Here is a 25,514-nt window from a genome sequence, read left to right as displayed (position 1 = left end):
CCTTTAGAGAAGGCAAATAGAGACTAAGCAGGAAAGTTTGACCGAAACTGCTGAAAAACGTCAATAAAATTCCAAAGGCTAAAACTTCTTTATTTTTCCTAAACAGTTCAAGGTACTCTTTCATCAGATTATCTATCAATTTTGATTTGAAATGCAAAACTACTTTTATAATTCAACAATTTTATTTTTTTAATGAGTAGTTAACATTCACATAAAATAGTATTTTTGAATACCAATGATAATTACATTAATTTTGTTGCTTAAATCAAACTAAATAAAACATTCTCACTCTGATTAAACTACACCTATGAAAAAACTAATTTTATTATTTGTATTGGCTTTTACTATAAATTCTTCATCTTTTTCACAAAGCAGCCCTACCCCATTTGATTTATCTACCGGCAGCTACAACTTTACATTTTGGGATTCACTGGCTTTTGCCGGCACCTATCCTGCAAATATGATTTTTCATCAGTTTTTAAATGTCTCTAATCCCGGATTTACTGACGAGCCGGACTCAGATTGGGCATGTGTATATAATTTAAAAAACAGATCCAGAATTATTGGTTTAGGTGCAAATGGTTTTGTTTTCATAAACACAAATACAGCTCAGGATCCTTCAGATTGTGGAAATGCTGTTACCGGACAAAATTTGGGTGCAGCAGTTTTAGCGTTAAACACTACAGACAGGGAAAATATAGAAGTAAGTTTTGAAGTTTTTTTGGATCAACAAGGCTTAGGTACACCAACACCCAGAGAATATCATCTAAGGTTTCAATATAGATTAGGTGCTTCAGGAAGCTGGCAGGATTTAAGCACTCCTGTGATTTATACAAGTAGTGGAAAGAATGATGGAGATACGGAAAACTTCAATGTTACCTTACCGGGTGATGCTGAAAACTTTCCAACAGTTGAATTAAGATGGTTTTACTATCAGGAAGCCGCAAATGACGGAGGAGCCAGACCAAGAATTGGTATAAACCAAATTCAGGTAAACTCACAAAGCCTTAGCGGACCATCTATAACTGCATTACCATTAAGTGTACCTACATTCAATACAGAAGCAGGAACACCTTCTGACCCGTCAACCATAAGTGTTAGCGGTACTTTATTAACAGATAATGTAAATTTAACGGTCAATGCTCCTTTTGAAATTAGTGAAAATGCCGGTGGCCCTTACTCAAATTCACTTGTTTTAGACGAAACAGCAGGTTCTGTCGGTCCCCTTGATATTTTTGTAAGATACTCACCTGTAAGTTCCGGTACTCATTCTGAAGTTCTGCTTATTGAAAGTGCATCTGCTACTCCGGTTCAAATAACTTTAAACGGACAGTCATTCTCTGTTACTACATTTCCTAATCTCTTTGTTAATGAGTTTATGGCATCTAACAACAATACAATAGCTGATGTGACAGGCGAATATGAAGACTGGATAGAAATTTATAATGCTGAAGATACGGCTGTGAATATCGGTGGATTTTATTTAACTGATGACCTAAGTGAGCCGGATATGCATCAGCTTCCAATAGGAATTCAGGAAACAATTATTCCGGCCGGTGGTTTTTTATTAATTTGGGCAAGTGGAGATGTATCAAGAGGTCCATTACATACAAATTTCAGGCTTTCTGCCGGGGGTGAGCAAGTTGGAATTTATGCACCGGATGGTCTCACTCCAATAGATACACTAACTTTTGGTCCGCAAGCAACAGATATCTCTCAGGGACGATTACCGGATGGTGGTCCAACATGGGTATTTTTTAGCGAGCCGACTCCCGGAACAACGAATACTCCTACCGGTATATCTGAATTTTCTTCTTTTAAAAATTTAAACGTTTTTCCCAATCCATTTACAAATCATATTTCAATTAGTGGTTTGCAAGGAAGTGATTATCTTGTGGAATGGTTTAATCTGACCGGACAAACTTTGTTTAATAAACATCTTAGTGGAGAAAATACCGTACTGGATGTTTCTAATATGTCAGCTGGAGTTTATATTTTAAAAATTACCGACAAACAAAACGGAGAGTTTTACTTAAAAAAGTTAATTGCTGAATAATATTTTTCGATTCCTTTCTTTGTATATTAAATCTTATTTAACTGATTTAATTTTAAAGCAGTCCATTCCACTATGTTTAAAAACCTAATAATATTCATCCTATTCATATCATTTTCAAACTCTGCCTTTACTGATAATAACAGCATTTTCAGGGCAGGTTTTGTAGCCGGTTTTAATGCCAGCCAGGTAGATGGTGACCGAATAAGAGGGTATAATAAGTTTGGCTTTAATGGCGGAATTACTTCTATGATAAACCTAAGTGAAAAATTCTCCCTGAATATTGACATTGCATATTCACAAAAAGGTGCAAAAAGCACATTGGAAAACACAGCTCCGGACAAATCTTATTTTCTTCAATTGGATTACATTGATGTGCCTGTTGTTTTTCAATACCATGACTTTGAAAGGGTTCTCTTAGGTGCAGGATTATCAGTTAATGCACAAGTCCGGTATCGGGAGATAATAAATGATTTTCCGGTTCATGAAGTTGAATCGACACCTTATTCCAGATTTGACTTAAATGCACTTGCGAGTGCAGGTTTTTTATTTACAGAAGATTTTGGGGCACAACTACGCTTTGCCTATTCAATAATTCCGGTTAGGCCGGCACCACCTTCTCAACAAGATTTCTGGAGAAGTATACAATTCAATAACTTATTTTCTTTGAGAGTCTTTTATTTTCTTTAAACTCAAAGCAGTTCATCATCAAACAGAGATCCCGGTTTGCCGGGTATTTTTTTTCCAAGATGCTTATATGCTTTTGGAGTAGCGGTTCTTCCCCTTGGAGTTCTTTGGAGATAGCCTTCCATGATTAAATAGGGTTCATAAACCTCTTCCAGCGTCCCAGCTTCTTCACCTACAGCTGTAGCAATAGTTGTGATACCTACCGGTCCACCGGCAAACTTATCAATAATGGAGACTAAAATCTTATTATCCATCTGATCCAAACCATTTTCATCTACATTTAAAGCTGTAAGGGCAATCTGAGCAATTTCCTTATCTATGGTTCCATTTCCTTTTATTTGAGCAAAATCGCGAACTCTTTTCAGCAATAAGTTTGCAATTCTTGGAGTACCTCTGCTTCTTCTGGCAATTTCTTCGGCTCCGGCATCTTCAATAGGTGTTTTTAAAATTTTAGAAGAACGAATAATTATTCTTTTTAAAACATCTGCACTATAATATTCCAGACGGCAGGTAATACCAAAACGAGAGCGCAAAGGAGCTGTCAATAAACCGGAACGAGTGGTTGCTCCTACTAGAGTAAAAGGATTGATTTGAATTTGTACCGATCGCGCACTAGGACCGGACTCAATCATAATATCAATCTTATAATCTTCCATTGCCGCATATAAATACTCTTCAACTACCGGACTCAAACGATGAATTTCATCAATAAATAAAACATCTCTGTTCTCTAATCCTGTAAGTAAGCCGGCTAAATCACCCGGTTTTTCAAGTACCGGACCGGAAGTAATCTTAATTCCTACGCCCAGTTCATTAGAAATTATATGTGATAAAGTAGTTTTACCTAAACCCGGAGGGCCATGCAAAAGCACATGGTCTAAAGCTTCAGCTCTTTGTTTGGCAGCAGCGATAAAAATTTTAATATTATCAATTATTTGCCCCTGCCCCCTGAATTCATCAAGCTGATCGGGTCGCAAAACATTTTCAAATTCTTTTTCCTGTGGATCCAGGTTATTTTTTTCAGCATCTGTAATTTGATCACGCATGAAATTGATTTATGACAAAATTATACTAAAAAGTTTGAAAGCAGGCAACTTAATTTTATAAGTGAAGATATTTTAGAGTGTGCAGTCAAAAAATTCTTTAATTAATCTTAAATTTGCACACAATTCTAACAACAAAATAAAATTTAACATGTCTCAAGCTTCTAAAATTACCATTAAAGACGGAATATTAAACGTTCCTTCTAATCCGATTATTCCATTTATTGAAGGAGATGGAACAGGTCCTGATATTTGGGCATCCTCCAAAAAAGTGATTGATGCCGCAGTAAATAAAGCTTACAACGGCGAAAAAAAGATTGAATGGAAAGAAGTTTTAGCAGGAGAAAAGGCTTTCAAACAAAGCGGAAGCTGGTTGCCGGATGAAACATTAGATTCTATTAAAGAATATTTAGTGGCTATCAAAGGTCCTTTAACCACACCGGTTGGTGGCGGAATACGCTCACTAAATGTCGCATTAAGACAGCAATTAGATTTGTACGCTTGCATCAGACCGGTAAGATGGTTTGAAGGCGTTCCTTCTCCTATGATCAATCCGGGTTGGATAGATATGGTAATTTTCAGAGAAAATACGGAAGATATTTACGCTGGCATTGAGTGGATGGCAGGAACTCCGGAAGTAAAAAAAGTGATTAAATTCTTTCAGGATGAGATGGGCGTTAATCAAATTCGCTTTCCTGAAACCTCATCCATTGGTGTAAAACCGGTTTCAATTGAAGGAAGTGAGCGCTTAATCAGATCAGCAATTAACTATGCAATTTTAAAAGGAAGAAAGAGCGTAACACTCGTACACAAAGGCAACATCATGAAATTCACCGAGGGAGCTTTCAAAAGCTGGGGTTATGAACTGGCTGAACGCGAATATGGTGATAAAGTATTTACCTGGGCTCAATATGACAGGATTAAGGATGCAGAAGGTGAAGCTGCTGCAAATAATGCACAAAGCAAAGCAGAGTCTGAAGGAAAAATAATTATAAAAGATTCTATCGCAGATGCTTTTTTACAGCAAATACAGTTACGACCAAAAGAATACGATGTTATTGCTACACTAAACTTAAATGGAGATTACGTTTCTGATGCTCTTGCAGCTTCTGTTGGTGGAATAGGAATCGCTCCCGGTGCAAATATTAATTATCAAACCGGCCACGCTATTTTTGAAGCTACACATGGAACAGCTCCTAAATATGCGAATCAGGATAAAGTAAATCCGAGTTCAGTTATTTTAAGTGCGGCAATGATGATGGAATACTTAGGTTGGGACGAAGCCGGAGAATTGATTCAGAAAGGACTTTCCGGAGCAATTGCTTCTAAAAAAGTTACTTATGACTTTCACCGCTTGATGGAAGGCGCCGAACTAAAAAAATGCAGTGAATTTGGTGATGAGATCATCAAAAATATGTAATAATTATTTCATAATATTTTACAAAGGGTTGCCCAAAAGCAACCCTTTTTTTATATTTTTAATTATGAACCGCACCATCTTTTTTTTGCTTTGCTTTTTAATTTTGTTTTTAAATAAAGCAAATAGTCAAAACACTCATGCTCATAACGGATATTGGCTGCCGGTACAAGATACGCTCAGAATTTTACTCATTTATGCAGAACTTGATAACTATGATGGTGACTTAAGAGGTAATCCCAATTGGCCAAAAGGACAATTACCGTCAAATCCGGATGTTTATCTTTCTCCATTTGCTGATACTACTGAAAATGCCGGTTTTTTGACCCGGTACTTTTATCAGGCATCATTTGGAAACTACTTTGTTTTAGGCGATTACATAGATACCATTGTCACCTTAGATTACAGCAAAGGTCAAACCCGGGACGATGATGTTATCAGATTTCTGCAAAACCTTCCGGGTGATGATATAATTACTGCAAATGGTTTTAGTTTAAATAGTAATGCTTTTGACAAAATAACGGCCACAGACAGAAATGTAAAAGGAATACAAAAAGAATTTGCTCCCGATGGCATGATAGATCTGGCAATGATTATATGGAGAAAAAATCCTACTATCAGTCGTTCTGATAATAGTGGGAGTATCAGTTTATGGGCCAGGAAATTACCTTTGAAAGAAATGAAAGGCTTTGTCTCTATGTCCCGCTTTGTCAGCTCCAGAAATAATGGTCTCAGAATTATACGCCACGAGTTTGCACATGCTTTAGTCGGAGGAAATAATTTCCATACTCAAGGCGGAGCAGGTAACAGAAAAGTTTTACCAATTCCCGGAGGTTATGGAATATTGAGTAGCCATGCTTCCATATCAGGCAGCTTTAATGCTTATGACAGATACCGTTTAGGATGGGTAAATGAAGCAGAACACTCATCTCCGGTCAGCGGTTTAAACCCGGAAAACAGGACTTCAGTAAATACTGATTTTACATTAGACAATTACCCTGAACAAGATACTATAGAAATTTTATTAAGAGACTTTGTCACTTACGGAGATGCTTTAAGAATTGAATTACCCCACCTTCAAAAGGTTGATTCAACAGTTGACAGGCAATTTCTTTGGTTAGAAAACAGACAAATAGTAGACCGGGTTGTTGACCATGGTGGGAGCTCTTCCAAAGGAATATATGCATACCTGCAAATCGGCAAAGAAAATCTAAAAACTTTTGATGAAGCCAATAATTACATATGGTTTCTAAATGCTAAAGGCAATTTCGATATAGATTTTCAAAATGAAGAAAGTATTCTTTCAATCGACACCTGGAAACAAAACCCATTGACGGGATATAATATGTCTAAAGAATACGCACTTCCACAGGAAGGAATGAATGTAATCAGAGGTGAAGATCATTTTCTTGCTCAAAAGGTCTATATAGATGGAACTGAAGTTGATGAGTCTAAATTTAGATACAGACAGTATACTATATTTGGAAATGACTGGGACACCTTTCAAAATGGAAGAGTAATCAGCATGGGAAGCAATCCCTCTTCTTCACCTATTCTTACATACGAAATGCCCAGAAGAGGTCTACCCCGAAATACAGCCCGAACTTTTGATAACAGACATATACATTTAAACGGCATAAAAGTAGAAGTAAAAGATGTTATAGAAAACAATCAGAGTAAAGGAAGTGAGGTTTTAATCAGAATCATCTTTAACAATACTTTTTTAAATGAAAATGTAAGATGGTGCGGGCCGATTTTACTTCATGATAGTCTTATTGCTCATAATTTTGACAGAATTTCTCTGGAAAGAGGATTTACTCCTACCCGTCCTGTTGAACCGGACAGTTTTAACTATCAAAAGGTTTTTAGCAGTCCCACATTTCTGCAACTTACCGAAGATGCTTATTGTGCATTCAAAGATGACAGCCGTTTGCACATAAGAGATGATTCAGAGTTTATTATCAGCGAACATTCATCAGCTGAAGTTCAGGATTATGCAAAAATCATCATTGAAGATAATGCCAAAATGATAATAAGAGGGAATATTACTTTCGGTAAATTTTCTGAAGTTCTGGTTAAAAACAACGGAAAACTCATCATTGAACCAAGTGCAGAAGTAATTTTACAACCCGGTGCTATCTGGTCTTTTGAAGATAACGGGAAAATTGAAACAAATTAATAGAATCACTTCTTCCAAAGAGCATCACAGAAATAAGATTTCGAATCAAAAAAGTTTTTCACTTCCCTGAATTTTGATTTTTTAGCCATTACAGATATATCCTGTAAATTGAATTTCCTGGAAACCTCTGTAAAAATAGTCTCTCCGGTATAAAAATAAAATGTTTCATCATATTCTTTAATGTAAACATTTTGGTCTGTCAGACTCACTAAAAAACTTTTAGCTGTTTTTTCAATAGGATCATATACCGGGTAATGGTCAAAGTTTTCAACTATAAAATTTGCCTGTAACTCTCGGTTCAACCTTTTTAACAAATTTAAATTAAATTCTCTTGTAATTCCTTTAGAATCATTATAAGCATTATAAATCAACCAGGGGTTTTTCACAAGGTCAAATCCTGTAAATAAGTAGTCTCCTTTTTCAATAAAGGAATTTATTTTTTTTAAGAATTTGTTGTTAACCTCCGCACTAAAATTACCGATATTTCCACCTAAAAATAAAATCAATTTAGTCCCCTCTATCTCTGTCAATCTATTTAAACCTTCAAAATACTCACCCACCTGCGGATTCATTTCAAGATCAGGAAATTTCGATTCCATACGTTTTGTTATAAAATCTATAGCATTATTTGAAATATCAATAGGGATAAAAACCGGTTTCAAATCGGATTTTATAAATGCATCTAATAAATATTGAGTCTTTGCTCCGTCTCCGGCACCTAGTTCAATGATATTTACCTTTCCGTCAGGTGCATCTATGTTAGAAACGATTTCCTTACTTTGTTTTTTTAAGATTTCTGATTCACAATTAGTCAGGTAGTATTCAGGCAAATTCATAATTTGCTGAAAGAGTATATCTCCTGATTTATCATAAAAATACTTTGAATTGAAATATCTCGGCTGAGATGTTAATCCTTCCAGGATTCCCTGCTTAAAACTATCTTTATTTTTTTTATTCATGACATGCAATTATTTAGCCAGGCGGATTCCACTCATTTGCCAGGAAAGATAAGGGTGAAAAAAATTTCTGTACGTATCACGTGAGTGTCCTTCAGGAGTAAACTTTGAGGCACCTCTCAAAACCATTTGATTAATCATAAACTTACCATTATATTCCCCCAGTGCACCTTTGGCAATTTTGAAGCCGGGATAAGGTAGATAAGCACTATTTGTCCATTCCCAATGACTTCCTTTTTTAAATTTGCCGGAAGCGGCTTCCCATTCAAACTCAGTAGGCAACCTTAATCCTTTCCATGAAGCAAATGCAGATGCCTCATAGTAAGAAATATGCTTTAGTTTATCATTTGGCAAAATGGGATGAATACCTTGTAATGTAAATTGAAACCAACCATTTCTCTCCTTTATCCAATAGAGAGGTGCTTCAATATTATTTTCCTGTACCCATTTCCACCCTTCATCGTGCCAGTGAACAAAATTTTTATACCCTCCCTCACTTATAAACTCAGCAAAGTCCTTATTGGTCACCAAAGCAGAAGATATTTGAAAATCATTTAGATAAACTTTATGCTTCTCCAACTCATTATCATAACAAAATTGATTGCCTGAATGTCCGATATCATAAACCCCTTCTTCCATACTTATCCACTCAACAACTTCTTCATTATTAAAATCCGGCTCATCAACTTTTGATTTGGAGTCGAATACCGGTTTTAGCGGATTATAGAAAAAAGAATACTTAATATCCATATAAAGTAATTCCTGATGCTGCTGCTCATGGTTTAATCCAATTTCCAGCAAATATTTAAGTCTTTTCAAATTGCTGTCATCAATTTGAAACTCGGTAAGTTTCAATAAATGTTTATCCACGTAATCTCTGTATTCATAGACTTCTTTAACAGTAGGTCTGCTTATATTTCCCCTTTTATCACGGGCTACTTTTTCACCGGCAGACAAATAATAGCTGTTAAAGACAAATCCAAATTTGCTGTCAAACTCTTTATATTCAGGATAAAATTCTTTGAGGATAAAAGTTTCAAAAAACCAGCTTGTATGACCCAAATGCCATTTTGCCGGACTGGCAAAATCGCTTACCTGTAAGACATAATCCTCAGTTTTTAGAGGGCGGCAAATTTCTATAGTATCATTTCTGACCTTTAGAACTCTTTCTGTTAGCAATTTAATTAACTTTTCTTCCGGGTATTGAAAAGACATAGGTTTCACTTCTATACGTTCTTAAATATCAAATTTTATTCCCTGAGCAAGTGGTAAATTTTTAGAATAATTGATGGTATTTGTTTGTCGGCGCATATATGCTTTCCATGCATCAGAACCGGCTTCTCTTCCTCCACCTGTTTCTTTTTCTCCACCAAATGCTCCACCAATTTCAGCTCCGGAAGTTCCAATGTTCACATTGGCAATTCCACAGTCAGAACCGGCGTGAGATAGAAAGGTTTCGGCTTCTTGTAAATTATCCGTGAAGATAGCTGATGAAAGGCCTTGCTTAACTCCATTCTGCATTTGTATAGCTTCCTCGAGTTTTTTGTACTTCATAATGTATAAAATCGGAGCAAAAGTTTCTTCCTGAACAATTTCAAAATGATTTTGTGCTTCTGCTATACAAGGTGTTACATAAAACCCATCGTGAGCATTTTCAGCTAACTCACCACCATATAATATTTTCCCACCTTCTGATTTTAAAGTTTTTTGTGCTTTCAAAAATTGATTAACGGCATCTTTATCAATTAAAGGACCTACATGAGTTTTCTCATCTAAAGGGTGACCTATTCTCAATTGTTTGTAAGCTTTTATCAATTTTTCTAAAAAGCTGTCATATACATCCTCCTGTATAAAGACTCTTCTGGTTGAAGTGCATCTTTGTCCGGCAGTTCCAACAGCACCGAATAACACTGCCATTAATGCCAAATCTCTGTTTGATTTATCTGAAATAATTAATGCATTATTTCCTCCCAGCTCAAGTATTGTCTTGCCTAACCTCTCACCAACAGTCTGTGCTACAATTTTACCCATACGGATTGAGCCTGTAGCAGAAATTAAAGCAACCCTCGGGTCTTTTGTCAACCACTCTCCTACTTTATAATCTCCATTTACCAGATTTATAATACCTTCATCTAAATCATTTTTCTTAAGTACCTCTTTCATCAATTTTTGGATAACAACAGCGCATAAGGGTGTTTTCTCAGAGGGTTTCCAAATAACTGTATTGCCACAAACCATCGCAATCATTGCATTCCATGCCCAAACGGCTACCGGAAAGTTAAAGGCAGTAATAATACCTGTTATTCCAAGTGGATGCCATTGTTCATACATCCTGTGAACCGGTCTTTCAGAATGCATAGTGAATCCGTAAAGTTGTCTGGATAAACCAACGGCAAAATCACATATATCAATCATTTCCTGTACTTCGCCAAGACCTTCCTGGTAAATTTTACCCATTTCATAACTGACCAAACTGCCCAGTTCATGTTTGTTTTCACGTAAAACATTTCCAATCTGTCTGACGATTTCTCCTCTCTGAGGAGCCGGCATCAATCTCCATTTCTCAAAGGCTGTTTGACCGGCTGCAACTACTTCATTATATTGTTCATTAGAAGTAATTCCTACTTTACCAATCAATTTTCCGTCTGCCGGCGAGAAAGAACTTATATAATCCTTACTGTCATACCAATCAGAACCGGTTGAAGTTCCTTTATTACTTTCCTCAAGATTCAGTTTTTTTAAAAATGTTGTATCCATATTTTATTAATTTTTCATTTTCCGGCATAAAATCATTCCGGACAGATTATTTATTGAATTTTTTCTAAAATTAAGCAAAAAAAAGCCACCCTTTAAAGGTGGCTTACAAATTATAAAAACTTTTTAGATTATTTTAGAAGAGCCCTTGAAATTACAATTCTTTGTACCTCGGAAGTGCCTTCATAAATTTGCGTAATTTTTGCATCACGCATTAATCTTTCCACATGATATTCTTTCACATAGCCATAACCGCCATGTACCTGGACTGCTTCAGTAGAAACTTTCATAGCTGTTTCAGAAGCAAAAACCTTAGCCATAGCGCTGGCTGTAGTATAATCTTCTCCATTGTCTTTCAGCCAGGCAGCTTTTAAACAAAGCAAACGCGAAATCTCAACCTCAGTAGCCATATCTGCCAGTTTAAACTGTATAGCCTGATGATTAGCAATTTCGGTTCCAAAAGCTTTTCTCTCTTTGGAGTAAGCTATACTTAATTCCATAGCTCCTGATGCGATACCTAAAGCTTGTGCCGCAATTCCGATACGACCTCCGGAAAGAGTTTTCATGGCAAATTTAAAACCGAAACCGTCTTCGCCGATGCGATTTTCAACCGGTACTTTTACATCAGAAAAGTTTATTGAGTGCGTATCAGATGCCCTGATTCCCATTTTATTTTCCTTTGGATTAACCGTTACGCCATCCCAATTTTTTTCCACTATAAAGGCATTTATACCTTTATGCTTTAATCCTCTGTCACTTTGGGCAATTACTAAATATACAGAAGCTGTACTCCCGTTTGTAATCCAATTTTTTGTACCATTTAATACATAATGATCTCCATTCAAAATAGCCTCAGTAGATTGCTGAGTTGCGTCTGAACCTGCCTCAGGCTCAGAAAGGCAGAATGCTCCGATTATTTCTCCGGTTGCTAAACGTTTAAGATATTTTTCCTTTTGCTCTTCTGTTCCAAAAGTTTCTATACCCCAGCAAACAAGGGAGTTGTTAACAGACATCATAACAGATGCTGAGTTGTCCACTTTAGAAATCTCTTCCATCGCCAAAACATAAGAAATGGTATCCATACCACCTCCGTTATATTTGGGATCTACCATCATGCCCATAAAACCCAATTCACCCATTCTTCTCTTTAGTGAATCGGGGAATTCCATTTTCTCATCTCTTTCTATAGCTCCCTGCTTCAACTCATTTTGAGCAAAGTCTCTGGCAGCTTTTTGTATCATAAAGTGTTCTTCCTGTAGTTGAAAATTCATTTCTCTTTTTTTTTATTTCAAAATTAATAGGTTTCTCAAGATTCTGAAGCATTTCTAATTTTTTCTTCAATACTGGATGTAGCAAACCCTTCCAGTAAATCAATTATTCTGACCTCACCATTATATTCCTTTATAAAATCGGCACCAACAACGTCTTCTTCCTTATAGTCTCCACCTTTGACTATAAAATCCGGTTTGATAAGTTTTATTAACTCTAAGGGAGTATCTTCTTCAAATAATATCACTGCATCCACGTAAGATAATGAGGCAACCAATAACAGTCTGCTTTCTTCATCCATTATTGGCCGGCTTGAGCCTTTTAATTTGCGAACCGACTTATCTGAATTAATGGCAACAATCAATTTTTCATCAGAATTTGTTGCATTTAAAAGTAAATGTAAATGACCTTTATGTAACAAATCAAAACAGCCATTAGTAAATACAATTTTATTAGATTGAAATCGCCAAACATTTATTAGTCTCATTAATGCATCCGCATCGGCAATCTTGCTTTTTACAAAATCAATTTTAGGCATGTTTATTTTTTTAATGAACAAAAAAAAGCAGGAATAGTTAAAGCTTATTTAACGATTTTGCGATTTATCAATGGCAAATATAAAAAAGATATTAATCCTAAAACTAAAATACTTACTGTTTGTGCTGTCCATAATATCCAACCAAAAGCAAAACCGGAAGCCGAAGATAAGCCATAAAGATGGAGAGTTTCCATTACCAAGACAGGGTAAGCCCCTATTCCACCGGGTGCTGCAATAATTCCAAAAGTTCCAAATACTAAAGAAGCTAAAGCAGGCATAAGCCCAAAAGATGATAATTCTTCAAGTGCCTGAAAAGCAATTAAAACTGAAGCTATATATAAGGCCCAGATAAGTACAGAATGAAAAAGAAATAATCCGGGTTTTTTCATTTTTTTAAAGGACTGAATACCCTCCCAAAAACCAACTAAGATCATTTTAACCTTGTTTCCAAACTTACTTTTTCGCTTACTGTGAATATATATACCTACCAGAAAAGTTATAATCAAACCTGCAAATACAATTAACCAAAAAGAAAAATTTCCGGTTAAATTTCCGAACTTCTCACTTAAAGGAATAAATACTTTTTGAGTGGCATAGTTGCTTAACAAGCTAAACTGTGTGATTAATACTATGCAAAATAAAATAAAAAGAGTTGCCGTATCAGCTACTCTTTCAGCAACTACAGTACCCAAAGATTTGTTAACAGGAATATCTTCGTATTTTTTTAAAATAGTACATCTCACAACTTCTCCCAGCCTGGGCAATGCAAGATTAGCAACATAGCTTATCATTATAGCTGCAAAGGTATTCCAAAAGCCAACTTTCTTTCCTAAAGGTTCCAAAAGGATTTGCCATCTGATAGTCCTGCTGACGTGACTGAAAACACCCAGAATTATGCAGACTAAAACCCAAAAGTAATTGGCCTGAACAAAGGAATCTCTTATCTTTTGATAATCCGATTCATCCATCGGTCTCAAAGCCAACCAAATCAGAAGTGCTGCTATCCCTAAAAAGAATGAAATACGTAGAAATGTATATAGATTTTTTTTCAAGGCTGGCTGGTCTTAACTTAAACGGTTATCCTCATCGGGAAAAACAGCTGAGGGTTTAAATTTTTTCGCTTCTTCGATTTCCATTAAAGCGTAAGAAATTATAATTACCAAATCTCCCTTGCAGGCTAATCTTGCAGCAGCTCCATTTAAGCCTATAACACCACTGCCTTTTTCACCTTTTATCACATAAGTCTCAAAACGTTCCCCGTTGTTAATATTAACCACTTGTACTTTCTCGTTCTCTATTAAATGAGCAGCATCCATTAACTCTTCATCAATGGTAATACTTCCAACATAGTGCAGTTCACACTGAGTTACAGTAGCTCTGTGAATTTTTGATTTAAATACTTCAATCATCATAAATGCAAAATTACGAAATAATGAGATTATCTATCAACCTGACATCTCCAACTTTAACAGCTACACAAACAATAGCTTGTTTTCCGGGTTTATAATCAATCATTTTATTTTTTAGTTCCAAATCATAAACTTCCAGATACTCAACCTCACCGGCTGTCTTCTCCTCTATCAACTGTATAGCTTTTTTTTCAGAAACATTCAAAGGCTCGTATTCTAAACTTTCAATTAAAGCTTTTAGTGCCTCATATATATAAGAAGCATTAACTTTCTCACTTTCAGAAAGTCTGGTATTTCTGGAACTTTTCGCTAAACCGTTAGAATTTCTAACCGTTGGACACATATAAACTTTTGTCTGTAAAGTAGTTTGATTAATTAAAGATTCAATAACTTTGACTTGCTGGTAATCTTTTTGACCTAAAAAAAGTTTGTGAGGCTTTAGTAAATCTAAAAAACGATAAACAACCTTAGCTACACCTTCAAAGTGACCCGGACGGTAAGATCCCTCCATTATTTTATCTAAATGTGCCAAATCAAACTCCGGAAATGTTAAATCAGATGGATAAACCTCTTCCACATCCGGTATAAAAACTATATTACAACCTACTTTTTCAAGTAAAATCAAGTCATTTGAAATAGTTCTCGGATAATTTTTTAAATCATCAGAATTATTAAACTGAGCAGGGTTTACAAAAATACTTGTCACAACTATGTCACTAAGTTTTTGAGCTTCCTGAACTAACGACAAATGACCCTGATGTAACGCTCCCATAGTTGGAACAAATCCAATAGTCATTTTTTGATTTGTATAAAAACGACATATTTCTATTAATCTATCTGATTTTTTTATAACCTGCATATATCTGCTTGAATTTTAGCAAAGTGTGCTCAAAATTAAACTATTTTAATCTTTACATAAAAGGCTAAATTAGACAATACTTCAAGCAAAAACAATACAACTAGTAGTAAATCAATATTTTAAGATTAAAAATAGACTTGAAACTAATTTTTTAAAATAATTATTTTATTTTTAGTAACTGTATTATATAATTATTTTAGTGTATTTGTATTTTTCTGTATTATAGCAATTTAAAAGATAGAGGTTTCGATTTGTTCAAAACAATTTCTTTTATTTCTCCTTTTTTTTTACTATTTTTGTATTTGGAATTTATTTTGAATTTCAGTATTTCTAACACAAAGTTAAAGTATGGAAAAAAATCGCGTTCTTTTCGTAACACAAGAAATGAATCCTTATCTAAGTTTGACTAAAATTGCAAATGTTGCAAGAGCTCTTCCACAGCACATGCAAGACGCAGGAATGGAAATAAGAGTTTTAATGCCAAGATTCGGAACTATTAATGAAAGAAGACACAGACTCCACGAAGTTGTTCGTTTATCCGGTATCAATATAGTCATGGCAGATGATGACTACCCTTTGATGATAAAAGTAGCTAGTATGCCGGGTACAAGAATGCAGGTTTACTTTTTAGACAATGAAGACTTTTTTAAAAGAAAAACGGTTTTTAGGGACGAAGAAAAGAATTTCCACCCTGATAATGCCGAAAGAATGATTTTTTTCTGCAAAGGTGTGTTGGAAACCGTTAAAAAATTTGGATGGGCTCCGGACATCGTTCACCTTCACGGATGGATGACAAGTATACTCCCTCTTTATTTGAAAACAGCCTATAAAAATGACCCGATTTTTATGAATAGTAAGGTCGTTTACTCTCTTTATGATAATGATTTTTCAGAAAAATTAAATGAATCTTTCTTACTGAAAGCGCCGGTTTCCGATTCAATTGATGTAAATGCGTTGAACTTATATAAGAATGCAGATTGTTCTGCGTTAAATTGCGGGGCTATTCAATACTCTGACGGAGTAATTCTTGGTTCGCCTTCTTTACATAATGATGTTACCAGTTTGCTGAAAAAGCATAACAAACCAACATTAGATTACCGTGAAGATGAAGCTTTGATTGAAGCATGTCCCGAATTTTATGAATCTTTGTTAAAAGTTTAACTATTTTAAATTCTATGAATCTTACTTATTTGCATCGACTACTACCGATGCTGTGTTTAATATTGTTATTTTCTTGTAAAAAAACAATAATTGAAGATGATAGCTTATTGGGTGATGATGAAAATTTAAAGTTCAATCTTACTGATACCTTAACGATTAATGCAACAACTGTAAAATCGAATCCCCTAAGAACAGACAATCTATCTTCTTATACTCTTGGAAGGATAGATGAAAATGTTTTCGGAAGTACAAATTCTTCGATTTACACGCATTTAAGACTACCTTTTAACAATGTTGACATTGGTAATAACCTCTCGCTTGATTCTGTTGTATTAATGCTTAGAGTAACCGGTGCTTATGGAGATATATCTGCGCCTTCCACCTTTGTAGTTAAAGAGATGACTGAATCTATGCTATCCGGAGAAGAATATTTTTCAAATAAAACTTTCAGTACCGGATCTACAGAAATCGGGATGTTGGAAAATACCATTATCAATTTTGAAGACAGTATCAGTATTAATGGAGAGCTTAAACCTCCTCATATTAGAATTCCTCTTAGTCAGAGCTTCGGAAATAATATCCTAAGTCAGTCAGGGACATCTAACATGACAGGTAATACAAACTTTTTAAACTTTCTAAACGGCATACACATATCAGCCGACTCAAATACAGTAAACAGCGCTATTTATTACATAAATCTGGTATCACCTTTTTCAAAAGTTGTGTTTTATTACAGAGACAGTAATAATGAACCTGAGACATTCGAACTTCAAATTTCAAATGAATCAGTTAAGGTAAATAACCATAAGCATAACTTTCAAAATGCTGTGATAAATGATTTTATTCAAGAAAGTGTGGAAGGGCAAAATGATTCAGTTCTATTTTTAAAACCATTGACAGGAACTGTTGGAATGTTGAAATTTCCACATTTAGGAGAATTAAAGGGCAAGGCTGTTAACAGAGCAGAACTAATTGTAGAACTAAAATCTGACCCTCTTGGACTTGACTCTTTATATACCGCACCGGACAGAATGTCTTTAAATGCAGTAAATGAGGATGGCAGCAATGATTTCATTTTAGATCAATTCCTTAGTGTTGATTACTTTGGAGGATTTAAAGAAGAAACAGAGGTTGATGGCGTAAATAAAATAATTTATCGGTTTAACGTAGGCAGACACATTCAGGAACTTTTACGTAAAGATAACCTTGAAACTCATGAAAAATACTTGTATTTATTTAATTTTCCGGGTGAAAGAACGGCTAACAGAGCATTAGTGGGAGGAGGATCTGAGTTTTCAAGTGCAATACGCTTAAAAATTACTTATACAAATATAGATTAACATGTGTGGAATAGTAGCTTATATAGGTGAAAGAGAAGCATATCCAATTTTAATAAAAGGCCTAAAAAGGTTGGAATACAGAGGATATGACAGTGCAGGTATAGCTTTATTAAAAGACCAACTTAATGTATATAAATGTGTTGGAAAAGTAACCGAACTGGAAGAGTTTACAAAAAGTAGTGACATAAGAGGCACTATAGGTATCGGGCATACTCGCTGGGCAACTCACGGTGAACCTAACGATATAAATGCTCACCCACATTTGTCTCAATCCGGGAGCCTGGCAATTATCCACAATGGTATTATAGAAAATTATGCTGTACTCAAGGAAGAATTAATAAATCGGGGGCATAAATTCTCAACACAAACAGATACTGAAGTTTTGATTCACCTTATCGAGGATATCAAACTAAATGAAAACCTGGATTTGCGAGAAGCTGTAAGAGTTGCTCTAAATCAAGTTATTGGTGCTTATGCCATTGTAATACTATCCGAAGACAATCCTGATATGTTGATTGCTGCAAAAAAAGGCAGCCCTCTGGTAATTGGTATTGGAGAAAAAGAATTTTTTATTGCATCAGATGCAACCCCAATCATTGAGTTTACAAAAAAAGTAGTTTATCTGAATGATGAGGAGATTGTTTATGTCAACAGAAACGGCGACATGTCTATTAAGACTGTGCAAAATAAAGCAAAAACACCCTATGTTCAAAAATTAGAAATGCAGTTGGAAATGCTTGAGAAAGGCGGTTATGAGCATTTTATGTTAAAAGAAATTTATGAACAACCGAGCTCAATCAGAGACAGCCTCAGAGGAAGATTGCTTTTAAACAAAGGGATAGTTGCCCTGGGTGGTTTAGTTGATTACAAACAAAAACTGGCAAATTCAAAAAGAATTATAATAATTGGCTGCGGAACTTCATGGCATGCCGGCATAGTTGGTGAATACCTTTTAGAAGATTTAGCAAGAGTTAATGTAGAAGTTGAATACGCTTCAGAATTCCGTTACAGAAATCCTGTTATCACTGAAAACGATATAGTTTTAGCCATTTCTCAATCCGGAGAAACAGCTGATACTTTGGCTGCTCTGGAATTGGCAAAAAGTAAAGGTGCTACTATATTGGGTATTTGCAATGTAGTTGGTTCAAGTATTTCAAGATTAACAGATGCCGGATCCTATACGCATGCCGGTCCCGAAATTGGTGTTGCTTCAACAAAAGCATTTACAGCTCAGGTAACTTTACTTACATTACTGGCTCTTTCAATAGCTCAAAGTAAAGGCACATTATCTGAATCCAGATTTCAGCAGATAATCAATGCGCTGGATAAAATTCCTCAAAAGATTTCAGAGGTTTTAAAAACCAATGATCAAATAAAATACATTTCAGAAATTTTTAAAGACTCTACAAACTTTTTATATCTGGGTAGAGGTTATAATTTCCCGGTTGCTTTGGAAGGTGCCTTAAAATTAAAAGAAATTTCTTACATACATGCTGAGGGTTATCCTGCTGCTGAAATGAAACACGGCCCTATTGCGCTAATAGATGAGGAAATGCCAGTCGTTTTCTTAGCTACGAACAAAAGTGCTTATGACAAGATTTTAAGTAATATTCAGGAAGTAAAAGCCAGAAAAGGAAGAGTTATAGCTATAGTTTCTGAAGGGGATACCATTATCAAAGATTTAGCTGATTTCACCATAGAAATTCCGGAAACTGAAGAACCTTTATCGCCATTATTGAGCGTGATTCCTTTACAGCTTCTTTCATACCATATTGCGGTAATGAGAGGATGTAATGTTGATCAGCCAAGAAATCTGGCAAAATCAGTTACAGTAGAATAAAATTTACCCCCTGATTCGGGATAATGCTTTTTTCCAGCCTGAATAGAGTTTTTCTCTTTTTTCACTACTCATTTGGGGATGAAACTTATTCATATTTTTACTTTCTTTAATCAGCTTATCAAAAGCATTTCTGTCAACATACATTAGTGCTAACAAAGCTGCTCCATAAGCTGTTATTTCAATGTTTTCAGGTCTTTCTACTACTGCATTTAACATGTCTGACTGAAACTGCATCAAAAAATTATTGGCAGATGAACCGCCGTCAACTCTGAGGCTTTTCAAAGCTATTCCTGATTCTTTTTCCATAATTGAAACCACATCTTTAGTCTGATATGCTATAGCTTCAAGCGTTGCTCTAACTATATGCGCATCTTCCACTCCCCTTGTAAGTCCGATTATTGCTCCTTTTGCATCCATATCCCAGTAAGGAGCTCCCAAACCGGAAAATGCAGGCACAAAAAAGACTTCCTTTGTATCCTCAACCGAATTAGCAATCGATTCCGTTTCTTCAGCATTTGAAATAATCTTAAGGCCATCTCTCAGCCATTGAACAGCCGCGCCTGTAATAAATACGCTCCCTTCAAGGGCATAAGTAACTTTACCGTCTAATTTCCAGGCTATAGTAGTCAGCAAGCCGTTTTTAGAAAAAATAGGCTTTTTACCGGTATTCATAAGCAAAAAACAGCCGGTACCATAGGTGTTTTTTCCCATGCCCTTTTTCAGGCAAGCCTGCCCAAACAATGCAGATTGCTGATCTCCGGCGACACCGTTAATAGGAATGGAAACCCCACCGGTAAGTCCCGGCAATGTTTGCCCGAAATTGTCAGAGCTTTCTTTCACAAGAGGCAGCATTTTTTCAGGAATATTAAAATACTCAAGCAATTCCCGATCCCATTTTAAGGTATTAATATTGAACAACATCGTTCTGGATGCATTGGAAAAATCCGTTAAATGTGCTGCACCTCCGGTTAAATTCCAAATCAGCCAACTGTCTATTGTTCCTGTTAGCAGCTGACCTTTTTCAGCCATTTTTGCATATGCAGGATTTTGTTGTAAAATCCATTCAATCTTGGTTGCAGAAAAATAAGAATCTGTCACTAAGCCTGTTTTTAAAAAAATATCTTTAGAGTAACCACTCTTTTTAATTTCATTACATCTTTGACCGGTACGCTTATCCTGCCACACTATGGCATTGTAAACCGGCTTTCCACTATGTTTATCCCAGACAACTACAGTCTCCCTCTGATTCGTAATTCCTATGGTAAGAATGTCTTTAGATGCGATTTTGCTTTCCCTAAGTACCTGAAGAATAACATCAAGCTGCGTTTGCCATATTTCCATGGCATCATGCTCTACCCATCCTGTTTTAGGATAAAATTGCGTAAACTCTTTTTGAGCTACTTTTACGATTTCTCCTGATGTGTTAAACAAAATAGCTCTGGAGCTAGTCGTTCCCTGATCTATTGATAAGATATATTTAGACATAATTAAGTCTTTTTTTGATTCACAAAAATAATTTTTTTAAAAAAACATGCCGGTTAGGAAACTAAAATCATGAAATATAAGTTTCTAATTCTGTGTGCGTTAAAAATACAAATTTCAATATCCCCAAATCAATCAGTTGGTTAATTTTAAACCAAAATTTTAATTATTTTATAAAATAAAGTGGATTTTATTTAACGCGGATGTTAATTTGCAGTTAATATCTGAAAGATTATTTTTTTCATCTAATAAAAAACATGAGACAGTTAAAAATTACCCAATCAATTACGAACAGAGAAAGTCAGTCAATTGAAAAGTATTTGCAAGAAATCGCTAAAGTCGATTTAATCACACCCGAGGAAGAAGTAGAGTTAGCTAAAAGAATTAAACAAGGCGATCAGATTGCTTTGGAAAGATTAGTTAGCGCAAACTTAAGATTTGTTGTTTCCGTAGCAAAACAATATCAAAACAGAAACCTTTCATTGAATGATTTAATCAATGAAGGAAACTTAGGCTTAGTAAAAGCAGCACAACGTTTTGACGAAACAAAAGGTTTTAAGTTTATTTCTTATGCAGTATGGTGGATTCGTCAATCTATTATGCAGGCACTTGCAGAACAAAGCAGAATGGTTCGTTTACCTCTTAACAAAATCGGAGCTCTTTCTAAAGTTCATAAGGCTTTCGCCGAATTGGAACAAAAGTTTGAACGTGAACCTTCTGCTGAAGAGATAGCTAAAATGCTTGACATTACTGTTGAAGAGGTGAATAACTTAATGAGTTCATCCGGAAACCACGTTTCAGTAGATGCACCGTTTCAGGAAGACGAGAGCTCATCGCTTTTAGATGTCTTGTCTGATAAAGAAGGTGGCTCTACCGATGAAAAAGTGAGTTATGGTGATTCACTAAGGGTTGAAACAGAAAGAACTTTATCTGTATTGTCTGACAAACAAAAAGAAGTTATCAAATTGTATTTTGGTATTGGTGTTGCTCATCCAATGAGTCTTGAAGACATTGGTGCGAGAATGGGTCTTACCCGTGAAAGAGTTCGCCAAATCAAAGACAAAGCGATTGAAAAATTAAGAAGAAGCGGAAATACCAAAGCCTTAAAAACATATTTAGGCCATTAAAATTTAATTGACCGCTCAATTTTTTAGCCCTCAGCAGAAATGATTTTTATTATTTGGCTGAGGGTTTTTTCTGTTACGTCTATCTGTAAATCTGCCTTTTCATAAAAACCTCTTCGTTGTTCAAATAAATCATGAAGCTTTTGAATTCCATCACTTTCAGAATCCGGGCTTGAAAGAAGAGGCCGCTTAGCCTGTCCGGCTTTTTCCAAATTTTGATAAATAAAGTCAATATCTGCTTTTAAATAAACAACCAAGCCGGAATCCTTCATCAAATCCAGATTGTTAAAAAAACAAGGCGTTCCCCCACCCGTTGCTATCACTGCCTTTTCACTTTGTAACAAAATCACTTTAAGTATCTTATGTTCCTTATCTCTAAAATAATCTTCACCAAAACTTTCAAACATATCGGAAATCTTCAAACCGCTTATCTTCTCAATTTCAGCATCCAAATCAATAAACTTCAGATTATATGCCTCTGCAATTTGTTTACCCCAATAGCTTTTACCTATGGAAGGCATACCAATTAAAATAATTTTTTTTCTTTCAGACATACAAATACTTGAATTACAAATCTATGACTGACGTAGCAAAACAGGAAATTTTAAACTTCAAAATTTGTAGCTACACATATTAAAACCTACGTGCTCGACACTATTCTACTCTACTGAACTGATTTGAGTTTCAGAAATATTTTTAAAATGGAGTACTTCCAAATCAAAGTCTGTATTTGCATAAAAAGCAATCATTTGATCGAAATCGTTAGTAAAAGTGATTGAGTTTACATAACCCTCCACTTCAAATTCATCAATTTTCAAAGGAGTGGGGAATGGTTTTTCCATATCTTCTCTAACGCTATAATACAGATTCTGACCGGAAAGAACGAATATTTCTTTCTCATCCCCACTTAGCTGAGCACTCAAATTGTTACTGATTTTATCAAAACCATCAACTACCGGTCCTCTTTCTAAAAAATTATCTCTCGTCGAATTTCTCTCTGCATAGCGAAGCTCAAGAAAACTACCTGACTGAATGGTATAATACAACCTGAGTCCATCTGCTGAAATCCATGGATATTTGAAAGCATATCCCGAACTATGTAATTCATTCAGCGGTCTGATATCATTAAATGATTGCAGTGGATTTGTTCTGGAAGCCAAATACAATCTGTTATCAGCTTCTCTATTGGTAGCGCTATGGACAAAAACTATTTGATTATTGTCATAATTTACAGTAGCCATTAGTGGATTGAAACGCTCGTTTATCTGGCCGTTTATCAATTTCATTCCTGAAAATCTACCAAAATTTGAACTTCTCTTCATTTGTACTAAACGATGAGAGCCCTGATTATCTAATGCACAAATATACATATGCAGACCATCTCTGGACAATTGTCCGGTCAACGGCTTCCAATTGTCTTTAAAGTCAACTTTTTCTATAAATTTATAATCGTAAGATTCACTCTTTATTAAAAAATTAGGAAAAAAAGAATCCTGAATAGAGCCCAGAAGAACAGTAAAAGAGAAAATAAGAGATAATAGAGCTAAAAGATAGATTTTTTTCATCTGAAGTTTTAAACTCTTTACGCTTAAGCTTAATTTTGGTTTCACTTTTAGATACATTTATTAATACTTTTTTTAACCACTTTTAGTGCACTATCACTATTCTAAAATTTATTTCTATGAAACTTACAGATAAAAAATATACCCGAATTGATAAAGCTGCTTTAACTAAAGAATTTAATGAGCTTTTAGAGTCTTTTAGCAATTCAGAAAATCCTGAAAAAGAAATAGAAATACTGCATAAAATAAATGCACTGAGAAACACTTTCTCAAATACAGCAAACTTAGCCAGCATAAGACATTCAATTAACACAAAGGATGCTTTTTACAATGATGAAAAAGATTTTTATGATGAGTTTTACCCGGAATATCAGTCGTTGGAGTTTAGACTCAACAAGCTCTTGTTAAAGACTAAAAATAGAATATCTTTAGAAGAAAAATTCGGGAAACATTTATTTGACATAGCAGAAACCAGTGTAAAGTGTTTTTCTGATAAAATAATTCCTTTACTTCAGGAAGAAAACAGACTTAGTACACAGTATGACAAATTACTTTCAGGCGCAGAAATTGAATTTCAGGGAAAAACGCTAAACCTTTCCCAAATGACACCTTATGAAATGGATAAAGACAGAAAAGTCAGAAAAGCAGCTTCTGAAGCAAAGTATAAATTCTTTGAAAAAAATAAAAAGGAGTTAGATACATTTTATGACAAACTGGTTAAAACCCGGCATAAAATAGCCTTAGACTTAGGTTTTAAAAACTTTACGGAAGTTGGATACCTTCGTATGGGCAGAACAGACTATGGCCCAAAAGAAGTGGCTGCATTTCGCAAAGAGGTTCTGGATAAGGTCGTTCCATTGTCAAAATGGTTAAAAGACAAACAACGCAAAAGACTGGAGCTTGACAAACTGTATTTTTATGATGAAAGCATCCACTTTCTAAGTGGTAATCCAAAGCCAAAAGGGGACCCTGAATGGATTTTAAAACAGGCCGACAAAATGTATCAGGAGCTTTCAACCGAAACTTCTGAATTTTTCAATTTTATGGTTGAGAATGACTTAATGGATGTTTTAACTAAAGACGGAAAGTCTCCCGGAGGTTATTGTAACTATTTGCCGGACTTCAAATTTCCATTTATTTTCGCAAATTTCAATGGTACCTCCGGTGATATTGATGTTATGACTCATGAAGCCGGTCACGCTTTTCAATGCTACGAAAGCCGGCATTTTGACATACCGGAGTACTATTTCCCTACAGCAGAGGCAGCGGAAATCCACTCCATGAGTATGGAATATTTTACATGGCCATACATGGATTTATTTTTTGAGGATGAAGTCCTAAAGTATAAGTTTTTGCACCTTGAGCAATCTTTTAACTTCTTACCTTATGGAGTTGCTGTAGATGAATTTCAGCATTTAGTTTATGAAAATCCGGACGCTACACCTGAAGAAAGAAATCAGTTTTGGAAGCAAATGGAAGAAAAATATTTACCGGGTAGAAATTACGACAATATTCCTTTTTTAGAAAATGGCGGGTTTTGGCAAAAACAAAAACATATCTATCAGGTTCCCTTTTATTACATTGATTACACCTTGGCCGGAGTTTGCGCACTACAATTTTGGGTAAAAGATTCAAAAAATCATGAAAAAGCCTGGGCAGACTATCTGGACCTTTGTAAAAGAGGTGGCAGTTTACCTTTCTTAAAACTTGTTGAAACAGCCGGATTGAAATCCCCTTTTAAAGAAGGCAGTCTGGCAGAAGTATCGGAAAAAGCAGAAAAATGGTTGGAATCTGTCAATGATTCAGAGCTATAAGTGCCAATTTGGCAAATGTTTATAACG

General features: G+C 35.3%; 21 protein-coding genes. 9 read left to right on the top strand and 12 right to left on the bottom strand.

Going from position 1 to position 25,514, the window contains the following annotated elements; translation table 11 throughout:
* Positions 1 to 307 precede the first annotated feature (307 nt).
* Both EA412_07610 and EA412_07605 read left to right on the top strand, forming a co-directional pair.
* Positions 308 to 2,056, top strand: coding sequence for a T9SS C-terminal target domain-containing protein (locus EA412_07610; GenBank protein ID TVR78950.1), 1,749 nt, complete (start codon positions 308 to 310; stop codon positions 2,054 to 2,056).
* A 72-nt stretch (positions 2,057 to 2,128) separates the two neighbouring features.
* Entirely contained in the window at positions 2,129 to 2,743 is a 615-nt protein-coding gene (locus EA412_07605; protein ID TVR78949.1) for a PorT family protein, read from the top strand.
* Between the two features lie 2 nt (positions 2,744 to 2,745).
* Here EA412_07605 and ruvB read toward each other — a convergent pair whose 3' ends face one another.
* Positions 2,746 to 3,786, bottom strand: coding sequence for a Holliday junction branch migration DNA helicase RuvB (ruvB, locus tag EA412_07600; protein TVR78948.1), 1,041 nt, complete (start codon positions 3,784 to 3,786; stop codon positions 2,746 to 2,748).
* A gap of 148 nt (positions 3,787 to 3,934) precedes the next feature.
* Between ruvB and EA412_07595 the strand changes: the two genes are divergently transcribed.
* The gene (locus EA412_07595) at positions 3,935 to 5,203 is read left to right on the top strand and encodes an NADP-dependent isocitrate dehydrogenase (protein ID TVR78947.1); all 1,269 of its coding nucleotides are present in this window, start codon (positions 3,935 to 3,937) and stop codon (positions 5,201 to 5,203) included.
* Positions 5,181 to 7,379 (top strand): hypothetical protein, encoded by a 2,199-nt coding sequence (locus tag EA412_07590; GenBank protein TVR78946.1) that lies wholly within the window; start codon positions 5,181 to 5,183, stop codon positions 7,377 to 7,379. The genes EA412_07595 and EA412_07590 overlap by 23 nt, the downstream gene beginning before the upstream one ends.
* 5 nt (positions 7,380 to 7,384) lie before the next feature.
* On the opposite strand, the gene EA412_07585 is transcribed toward EA412_07590, so the two are convergent.
* The 8 genes from EA412_07585 to EA412_07550 all read right to left on the bottom strand — a co-directional run bounded on the left by EA412_07585 (position 7,385) and on the right by EA412_07550 (position 15,164).
* Positions 7,385 to 8,338: an L-histidine N(alpha)-methyltransferase gene (locus EA412_07585; GenBank protein TVR78945.1), complete on the bottom strand. Its 954-nt coding sequence runs from the start codon at positions 8,336 to 8,338 to the stop codon at positions 7,385 to 7,387.
* Between the two features lie 9 nt (positions 8,339 to 8,347).
* Positions 8,348 to 9,550, bottom strand: coding sequence for an ergothioneine biosynthesis protein EgtB (locus EA412_07580; protein ID TVR78944.1), 1,203 nt, complete (start codon positions 9,548 to 9,550; stop codon positions 8,348 to 8,350).
* Between the two features lie 21 nt (positions 9,551 to 9,571).
* The gene (locus EA412_07575) at positions 9,572 to 11,092 is read right to left on the bottom strand and encodes an aldehyde dehydrogenase family protein (GenBank protein ID TVR78943.1); all 1,521 of its coding nucleotides are present in this window, start codon (positions 11,090 to 11,092) and stop codon (positions 9,572 to 9,574) included.
* Positions 11,093 to 11,220: 128 nt separating this feature from the next.
* Entirely contained in the window at positions 11,221 to 12,360 is a 1,140-nt protein-coding gene (locus EA412_07570; GenBank protein ID TVR78942.1) for an acyl-CoA dehydrogenase, read from the bottom strand.
* Positions 12,361 to 12,395: 35 nt separating this feature from the next.
* Entirely contained in the window at positions 12,396 to 12,896 is a 501-nt protein-coding gene (gene rfaE2, locus EA412_07565; protein TVR78941.1) for a D-glycero-beta-D-manno-heptose 1-phosphate adenylyltransferase, read from the bottom strand.
* Between the two features lie 44 nt (positions 12,897 to 12,940).
* Positions 12,941 to 13,879, bottom strand: a complete 939-nt coding sequence (locus tag EA412_07560) for a UPF0104 family protein (GenBank protein ID TVR78940.1) — start codon at positions 13,877 to 13,879, stop codon at positions 12,941 to 12,943.
* Between the two features lie 81 nt (positions 13,880 to 13,960).
* On the bottom strand, positions 13,961 to 14,308 hold the full coding sequence (locus tag EA412_07555; protein TVR78939.1) for an aspartate 1-decarboxylase: 348 nt from the start codon (positions 14,306 to 14,308) through the stop codon (positions 13,961 to 13,963).
* 10 nt (positions 14,309 to 14,318) lie between these two features.
* Positions 14,319 to 15,164, bottom strand: coding sequence for a pantoate--beta-alanine ligase (locus EA412_07550; GenBank protein TVR78938.1), 846 nt, complete (start codon positions 15,162 to 15,164; stop codon positions 14,319 to 14,321).
* A 348-nt stretch (positions 15,165 to 15,512) separates the two neighbouring features.
* Here EA412_07550 and EA412_07545 point away from each other — a divergent pair, with 348 nt between their 5' ends.
* The 3 genes from EA412_07545 to glmS are packed head-to-tail and all read left to right on the top strand — an operon-like array spanning position 15,513 to position 19,505.
* Positions 15,513 to 16,325, top strand: coding sequence for a starch synthase (locus tag EA412_07545; protein TVR78937.1), 813 nt, complete (start codon positions 15,513 to 15,515; stop codon positions 16,323 to 16,325).
* Between the two features lie 14 nt (positions 16,326 to 16,339).
* A complete protein-coding gene (locus EA412_07540; protein TVR78936.1) occupies positions 16,340 to 17,665 on the top strand; it encodes a DUF4270 family protein in 1,326 nt (441 codons plus the stop codon).
* Between the two features lies 1 nt (position 17,666).
* Entirely contained in the window at positions 17,667 to 19,505 is a 1,839-nt protein-coding gene (gene glmS / locus EA412_07535) for a glutamine--fructose-6-phosphate transaminase (isomerizing) (GenBank protein TVR78935.1), read from the top strand.
* Positions 19,506 to 19,508: 3 nt separating this feature from the next.
* Here glmS and glpK read toward each other — a convergent pair whose 3' ends face one another.
* Entirely contained in the window at positions 19,509 to 20,990 is a 1,482-nt protein-coding gene (gene glpK / locus EA412_07530; protein TVR78934.1) for a glycerol kinase, read from the bottom strand.
* Between the two features lie 254 nt (positions 20,991 to 21,244).
* Here glpK and EA412_07525 point away from each other — a divergent pair, with 254 nt between their 5' ends.
* Positions 21,245 to 22,114 (top strand): RNA polymerase sigma factor RpoD/SigA, encoded by an 870-nt coding sequence (locus tag EA412_07525; protein TVR78933.1) that lies wholly within the window; start codon positions 21,245 to 21,247, stop codon positions 22,112 to 22,114.
* Positions 22,115 to 22,137: 23 nt separating this feature from the next.
* On the opposite strand, the gene EA412_07520 is transcribed toward EA412_07525, so the two are convergent.
* Together EA412_07520 and EA412_07515 are read right to left on the bottom strand one after the other, a co-directional pair.
* Positions 22,138 to 22,665 carry a shikimate kinase gene (locus tag EA412_07520; protein ID TVR78932.1) on the bottom strand — a complete coding sequence of 176 codons (528 nt, stop codon included), beginning with the start codon at positions 22,663 to 22,665 and terminating at the stop codon, positions 22,138 to 22,140.
* 105 nt (positions 22,666 to 22,770) lie between these two features.
* Positions 22,771 to 23,676: a hypothetical protein gene (locus tag EA412_07515; protein TVR78931.1), complete on the bottom strand. Its 906-nt coding sequence runs from the start codon at positions 23,674 to 23,676 to the stop codon at positions 22,771 to 22,773.
* Between the two features lie 116 nt (positions 23,677 to 23,792).
* On the opposite strand from EA412_07515, the gene EA412_07510 reads away from it, so the two are divergent.
* Entirely contained in the window at positions 23,793 to 25,487 is a 1,695-nt protein-coding gene (locus EA412_07510; GenBank protein ID TVR78930.1) for a M3 family oligoendopeptidase, read from the top strand.
* Positions 25,488 to 25,514: the final 27 nt, after the last annotated feature.

The sequence above is a fragment of the Chitinophagaceae bacterium genome (assembly GCA_007695095.1).
Classification (GTDB): Bacteria; Bacteroidota; Bacteroidia; order Chitinophagales; family REEL01; genus REEL01.
The sequence above is the reverse complement of the archived record's forward strand: the minus strand, read 5'-3'. Positions and strand labels throughout refer to the sequence as shown.

Excerpts from the sequence above, each read along its gene's own strand:
- rfaE2 (TVR78941.1), bottom strand. The coding sequence starts at position 12,896 with ATGCCTAAAATTGATTTTGTAAAAAGCAAGATTGCCGATGCGGATGCA.
- EA412_07520 (TVR78932.1), bottom strand. The coding sequence starts at position 22,665 with ATGTCTGAAAGAAAAAAAATTATTTTAATTGGTATGCCTTCCATAGGT.
- EA412_07555 (TVR78939.1), bottom strand. The coding sequence starts at position 14,308 with ATGATGATTGAAGTATTTAAATCAAAAATTCACAGAGCTACTGTAACT.
- EA412_07550 (TVR78938.1), bottom strand. The coding sequence starts at position 15,164 with ATGCAGGTTATAAAAAAATCAGATAGATTAATAGAAATATGTCGTTTT.
- EA412_07605 (TVR78949.1), top strand. The coding sequence starts at position 2,129 with ATGTTTAAAAACCTAATAATATTCATCCTATTCATATCATTTTCAAAC.
- glpK (TVR78934.1), bottom strand. The coding sequence starts at position 20,990 with ATGTCTAAATATATCTTATCAATAGATCAGGGAACGACTAGCTCCAGA.
- EA412_07585 (TVR78945.1), bottom strand. The coding sequence starts at position 8,338 with ATGAATAAAAAAAATAAAGATAGTTTTAAGCAGGGAATCCTGGAAGGA.
- EA412_07570 (TVR78942.1), bottom strand. The coding sequence starts at position 12,360 with ATGAATTTTCAACTACAGGAAGAACACTTTATGATACAAAAAGCTGCC.
- EA412_07610 (TVR78950.1), top strand. The coding sequence starts at position 308 with ATGAAAAAACTAATTTTATTATTTGTATTGGCTTTTACTATAAATTCT.
- EA412_07525 (TVR78933.1), top strand. The coding sequence starts at position 21,245 with ATGAGACAGTTAAAAATTACCCAATCAATTACGAACAGAGAAAGTCAG.
- EA412_07510 (TVR78930.1), top strand. The coding sequence starts at position 23,793 with ATGAAACTTACAGATAAAAAATATACCCGAATTGATAAAGCTGCTTTA.
- EA412_07515 (TVR78931.1), bottom strand. The coding sequence starts at position 23,676 with ATGAAAAAAATCTATCTTTTAGCTCTATTATCTCTTATTTTCTCTTTT.
- EA412_07545 (TVR78937.1), top strand. The coding sequence starts at position 15,513 with ATGGAAAAAAATCGCGTTCTTTTCGTAACACAAGAAATGAATCCTTAT.
- EA412_07595 (TVR78947.1), top strand. The coding sequence starts at position 3,935 with ATGTCTCAAGCTTCTAAAATTACCATTAAAGACGGAATATTAAACGTT.
- ruvB (TVR78948.1), bottom strand. The coding sequence starts at position 3,786 with ATGCGTGATCAAATTACAGATGCTGAAAAAAATAACCTGGATCCACAG.
- EA412_07590 (TVR78946.1), top strand. The coding sequence starts at position 5,181 with ATGAGATCATCAAAAATATGTAATAATTATTTCATAATATTTTACAAA.
- EA412_07580 (TVR78944.1), bottom strand. The coding sequence starts at position 9,550 with ATGTCTTTTCAATACCCGGAAGAAAAGTTAATTAAATTGCTAACAGAA.
- EA412_07575 (TVR78943.1), bottom strand. The coding sequence starts at position 11,092 with ATGGATACAACATTTTTAAAAAAACTGAATCTTGAGGAAAGTAATAAA.
- EA412_07540 (TVR78936.1), top strand. The coding sequence starts at position 16,340 with ATGAATCTTACTTATTTGCATCGACTACTACCGATGCTGTGTTTAATA.
- glmS (TVR78935.1), top strand. The coding sequence starts at position 17,667 with ATGTGTGGAATAGTAGCTTATATAGGTGAAAGAGAAGCATATCCAATT.